Annotated in this window: 6 protein-coding genes; 5 read left to right on the forward strand and 1 reads right to left on the reverse strand. The window is 74.7% G+C overall.

The genetic code is table 11. From position 1 onward, the window contains the following. The 4 genes from AAHZ94_RS29180 to AAHZ94_RS29195 all read left to right on the forward strand — a co-directional run. On the forward strand, positions 1 to 275 hold a 275-nt coding region (locus AAHZ94_RS29180; protein WP_349996650.1), incomplete at its 5' end, for a hypothetical protein. Next, positions 260 to 1,627 carry an FAD-binding oxidoreductase gene (locus AAHZ94_RS29185; RefSeq protein ID WP_349996652.1) on the forward strand — a complete coding sequence of 456 codons (1,368 nt, stop codon included), beginning with the start codon at positions 260 to 262 and terminating at the stop codon, positions 1,625 to 1,627. The genes AAHZ94_RS29180 and AAHZ94_RS29185, both read left to right, overlap by 16 nt. 145 nt (positions 1,628 to 1,772) lie before the next feature. Next, positions 1,773 to 2,021, forward strand: coding sequence for a hypothetical protein (locus tag AAHZ94_RS29190; protein WP_349996654.1), 249 nt, complete (start codon positions 1,773 to 1,775; stop codon positions 2,019 to 2,021). Positions 2,022 to 2,523: 502 nt separating this feature from the next. Then, positions 2,524 to 2,916 carry a VOC family protein gene (locus tag AAHZ94_RS29195; protein ID WP_349996655.1) on the forward strand — a complete coding sequence of 131 codons (393 nt, stop codon included), beginning with the start codon at positions 2,524 to 2,526 and terminating at the stop codon, positions 2,914 to 2,916. Positions 2,917 to 2,930: 14 nt separating this feature from the next. Here the strand turns inward: AAHZ94_RS29195 and AAHZ94_RS29200 are convergent, their stop codons facing one another. Then, positions 2,931 to 3,410, reverse strand: a complete 480-nt coding sequence (locus tag AAHZ94_RS29200) for an SsgA family sporulation/cell division regulator (protein ID WP_349996657.1) — start codon at positions 3,408 to 3,410, stop codon at positions 2,931 to 2,933. 357 nt (positions 3,411 to 3,767) lie between these two features. Between AAHZ94_RS29200 and AAHZ94_RS29205 the strand changes: the two genes are divergently transcribed. Beyond that, positions 3,768 to 4,443 (forward strand): DUF2510 domain-containing protein (locus tag AAHZ94_RS29205; RefSeq protein ID WP_349996659.1); only part of this gene is annotated, 676 nt, incomplete at its 3' end.

Genomic DNA, 4,443 nt, shown 5'->3' on the forward strand with positions numbered 1-4,443 from the left:
GATGTGGAAGCGGGGGGGGGGGGGGGGGGGGGGGGGGGGGGGGGGGGGGGGGCGGGGGGGGGGGGGGGGGGGGCGCGGGGGGGGGGGGGGGGGGGGGGGGGGGCGGGGGGGGGGGGCGCCCCCGCCCCCCCCCCCCCCCCCCCCCCCGCCCCACCTCCCGGACCTCCCGGCCACCCCACACCGGCCCCGGCCCCCCGCCCGGCCCAGGCCCCGCCCCGGCCACCTTCCGCGGGTCACTCGCCGGTGCGAGGCTTGGCCCATGGACGATCTCGTGACGCGACTGCGGGCCGAGCTCCCCGCCGATGCGGTGCTCACCGACCCCGACATCACCGGCTCCTACGCCAACGACATGGCCAGCTTCTGCGCGGCGGGCGTGCCCGCCGTCGTCGTCCTGCCCCGCACCGTGGAGCAGGTCCAGCACGTGCTGCGGACCGCCAGCGCGCTCGGCACCCCGGTCGTCCCGCAGGGCGCCCGTACCGGCCTGTCGGGGGCGGCCAACGCCTCCGCAGGATGCATCGTGCTCTCGCTGGTCAAGATGGACACGATCGTGGAGATCAACCCGGTCGACCGGACGGCCGTCGTGGAGCCCGGCGTGGTCAACGCCGCCCTCTCGCGCGCGGTCGCCGCGCACGGGATGTACTACCCGCCCGACCCCTCCAGTTGGGAACAGTGCACGATCGGCGGCAACATCGGCACCGCGTCCGGCGGGCTGTGCTGCGTCAAGTACGGCGTCACCGCCGAGTACGTGCTCGGCCTCGACGTCGTCCTCGCCGACGGCCGGCTGCTGAGCACCGGCCGCCGCACCGCCAAGGGCGTCGCGGGCTACGACCTGACCCGGCTGTTCGTCGGCTCCGAGGGCACCCTCGGCGTCGTCGTACGGGCCGTGCTCGGGCTGCGCCCGGCCCCGCCGCAGCAGCTCGCGCTGGCCGCCGAGTTCCCCTCGACCAAGGCCGCCTGCGATGCCGTTTGTACGATCATGGAACGCGGCCACGCGCCCTCGCTGCTCGAACTGATGGACCGCACCAGCATCCGGGCCGTCAACGCCATGACCCAGATGGGCCTCCCCGAATCCACCGAGGCCCTGCTGCTCGCCGCGTTCGACACGCCCGACCCCGCCGCCGACCTCGCCGCCGTCGCCGAGGTGTGCACCGCGGCCGGGGCCAGCGAGGTGGTGCCGGCCGAGGACGCGGCCGAGTCCGAACTGCTGCTCCAGGCCCGGCGGCAGACGCTGCCCGCGCTGGAGCGGATCAGGCCGGCCACGATGATCGACGACGTGTGCGTGCCCAGGTCCCAACTGGCCGCGATGATCGACGGCACCGCCGCCATCGCCGATGCGTACGACCTCACCATCGGGGTGTGCGCGCACGCCGGCGACGGCAACACGCACCCGGTCGTCTGCTTCGACTCCGCCGACCCGGACGAGACCCGGCGCGCCCGTGAGTCCTTCGACGCGATCATGGCGCTCGGGCTCGAACTCGGCGGCACCATCACCGGCGAGCACGGCGTGGGGCTGCTCAAGAAGGAGTGGCTGGCGCGCGAACTCGGTCCGGTCAGCCTGGAGTTGCACCGCGGCATCAAGTCCGTCTTCGACCCCCGGGGCATCCTCAACCCGGGCAAGCTCTTCTGACCCCGGAGCGGCAACACGGAGCGACGCGGGTCGCCCATTGGAGGGGCTTCGCGAGGAATGTGCCGTGTCGGGCGTGCCCCCCGCGCGCGGCGACTGTTTACGTGGCGAAGTCCTTCACCTCTCGAAAGAGGAGCCTCACATGCGCATGCGTCAGGTTCTGGCGGTCACCGCCTCCAGCTTCGCCCTCGTCGCCGCGGCCGGCGTGGTGACCACGGCGTCGGCGGCCCAGAGCTTCGGTGACCTCGCCGTCGCCAACGACACGCACGGCGACGAGCACTACAACCTGCACGTCGAGAAGACCCAGAAGGCCACGGGCAACGTGTTCCCGTCCTACGGCCCGCACCAGCTCGGCAGCAACCAGTTCGCCAACCGGTCGCTGGCCAGCCAGATCTGACCTCCCGGCGCACCACGGGCCCGGTCCGCACCCACCGTGCGGGCCGGGCCCGCGCCATGCCTGCCGTACGGGCCTGCGCCGTACGCCTCCGCGCCGTACGCCTCGGTGTCGTACGCGCCCGCCGTGTACGCGCCCGTGCCGCACTCGCCCACCCTGTACGCCTCCGTGCCGTACGCACCCGCCCCGCGCGCACCCCGTCCCGTACACACCCCACGGCGCACGCCCCAGCACCCTCGGCCGCCGCGCGCAGCCGCCCCGTCCCGGCCGGCCGCCGTGCCCGGCCGGTCCGCGGTCGGGCCGGTCCGGCGGGGGAGCGCCGGCGGGCTAGGGCCAGGGGCCGACGCCGGGCGCCCGGCCTGCGGTGCGGCCGGGGTCGGGCGGTGGCCGGCGGTGGGCCGCCGGTCGTACGGCCAAAGCCCGATGGTCGGCCGCCGAACCCCCGCGTAGCGTCACTGTCAGTCAACTCCCCTGTTGCGCAAGGGGAGATCACCAGGGAGGCACCATGGCTGCGCGCCTTGACCACACCATCGTCCACAGCTCCGACAGCACCACGTCCGCCCGGTTCCTGACGGACCTGCTCGACGCCCCCGAACCCCGGCCGTTCGGACCCTTCGTCGCCCGCCCCGGCGCCGGCGGGCTGACGATCGACTACGCGGACTTCATCGTCAAACCCGAGCAGATCGTCCTCCAGCACCTGGCGTTCCTGGTCTCCGAGGCCGAGTTCGACGCCATCTACGGCCGCGTCCAGGAGCGGCGGTTGCCCTACTGGTCCGAGCCCGGCCACGAGGGCTCCCAGCAGATCAACCACCGCTCCGGCGGTCGCGGCCTGTACGTGGACGACCCCGACGGCCACGCCATCGAGTTCCTCACCGTCAGTGAGGGGCCGCGGGCCTGAATCCCCGCGCACCCCTAAGCCCCATGGCCCTCCGGCGACTCGTCGGAGGGCCACGGGCCGTGCAGCCACCAGTCGTCGCCCGGCGTCGGCGTCAGCAAGGCGTTCAGCGCGTCGTCGATCCCGAGCCGTTCGCTCTCCGAACCCGGCGCCACCACCCGCAACGTCCGCTCAAGCCACGCCGACACGATCGGCGCCGACGCCTCAAGGAGCGCGTCGCCGTCCGGCGAGCTCAGCGCCATGCAGACCACGCTGCGCCCGTCGATCTTCGTCGGCCAGATCCGTACGTCCCCCTGCCCGCAGGCCCGGAACACCCCCTCCACCAGCAACTCGCGGGCGAACGTCCAGTGGACGGGAGAGTCCGAGCCGACGTGGAAGGTGATGTGCACGGCGTACGGCTCGTCGGTGCGGTAGACCAGCTTGGCCGGTACCGGGATGCTGCGCTCGGGCGACAGCACCAAGTTCAGTTCCATGTCTCGCTCCACCACGGTGTGCATGCGGTGCGCCCTCTCTGCTCTGCGTTTTCGTCGGTTATGTCGTCTCAAGCGCAGGCCGCCTCGGGGCGACCCGCATGGGTTAGAGCGCGCTGCCCCCTGCACCATTACGCGAGTTCTCACATTCGGTCGGATTTTTTTCTGAACCCGCCCGCATGCGGGTGGTCGGTGGGTATGCGAACCCCGACGCCGGGGGCCGTCTGGTAGACCTAGGGCCGTGCTGCGGGGCCGGGTGGCCAGCCGACAAGGCCACGGAGCGCCTGTTCACCGCGCCACGCCAGTGCGGCAGACTGCGTAGCGCCCCCCACCGCACCAACAGCTAGGCCGGACCGGCCGAGCAGATACGGGACATCGGAGACCATGAGCGCGCCCGGCGACAGCGGCCCCACGCAGGGCTACTACCCCGACCCGTCCATTCCCGGGTACATCCGATATTGGGACGGCACCGCCTGGGTGCCCGGCACCAGTCGGCCCGCGCCGAGCGAGGGCGCGCCCGCGCCCGCCCCGCCGGCCGAGGCCACGGGCCCGGGCGTGCAGCCGGCCCCCAGCGAGCAGCCGCCCATCGACTCCACCCAGCAGGCCGGCCCGCTCCCGGACCAGACGGGTCCGGTCTTCTTCGACGAACAGCCGGCCGCCGGCGGGCTGCGCGGGGCGCTGCCCGAACTGCGCCCGCGCGGCGAGGTGGACGTCCGCGCCGACGCACAGGGCCACGGCGCGGCGCCGACGGGCGAGACCGGCGCGGTCCCCTGGTACGACCCGCAGCAGGGCCCCGGCGCGCCCGCCGGCGCCGGCGGCTGGTACGCCGACGCCTCGCACCAGGCGGGCTTCGGCGGCGACGCCGACCAGCGGGTGTCCTGGGGCGCCGAGGACGCGGCCGGCCGCCCCATCGACCCGGCCACCGCCGCGGTCGACCCGCGGGTGGTCCCGCCCACCGGCATCGGCCCCACGCCGTCCGCCCGCCGCGCCCCCGGGCCCCCCACCGACCCCGCCCCCGTCCGAGGCCCGCAGCCCCACCCCCACGGCCGCCCCCACGGCC

The sequence above is a fragment of the Streptomyces sp. HSW2009 genome (assembly GCF_040240285.1).
Lineage (GTDB): Bacteria > Actinomycetota > Actinomycetes > Streptomycetales > Streptomycetaceae > Streptomyces.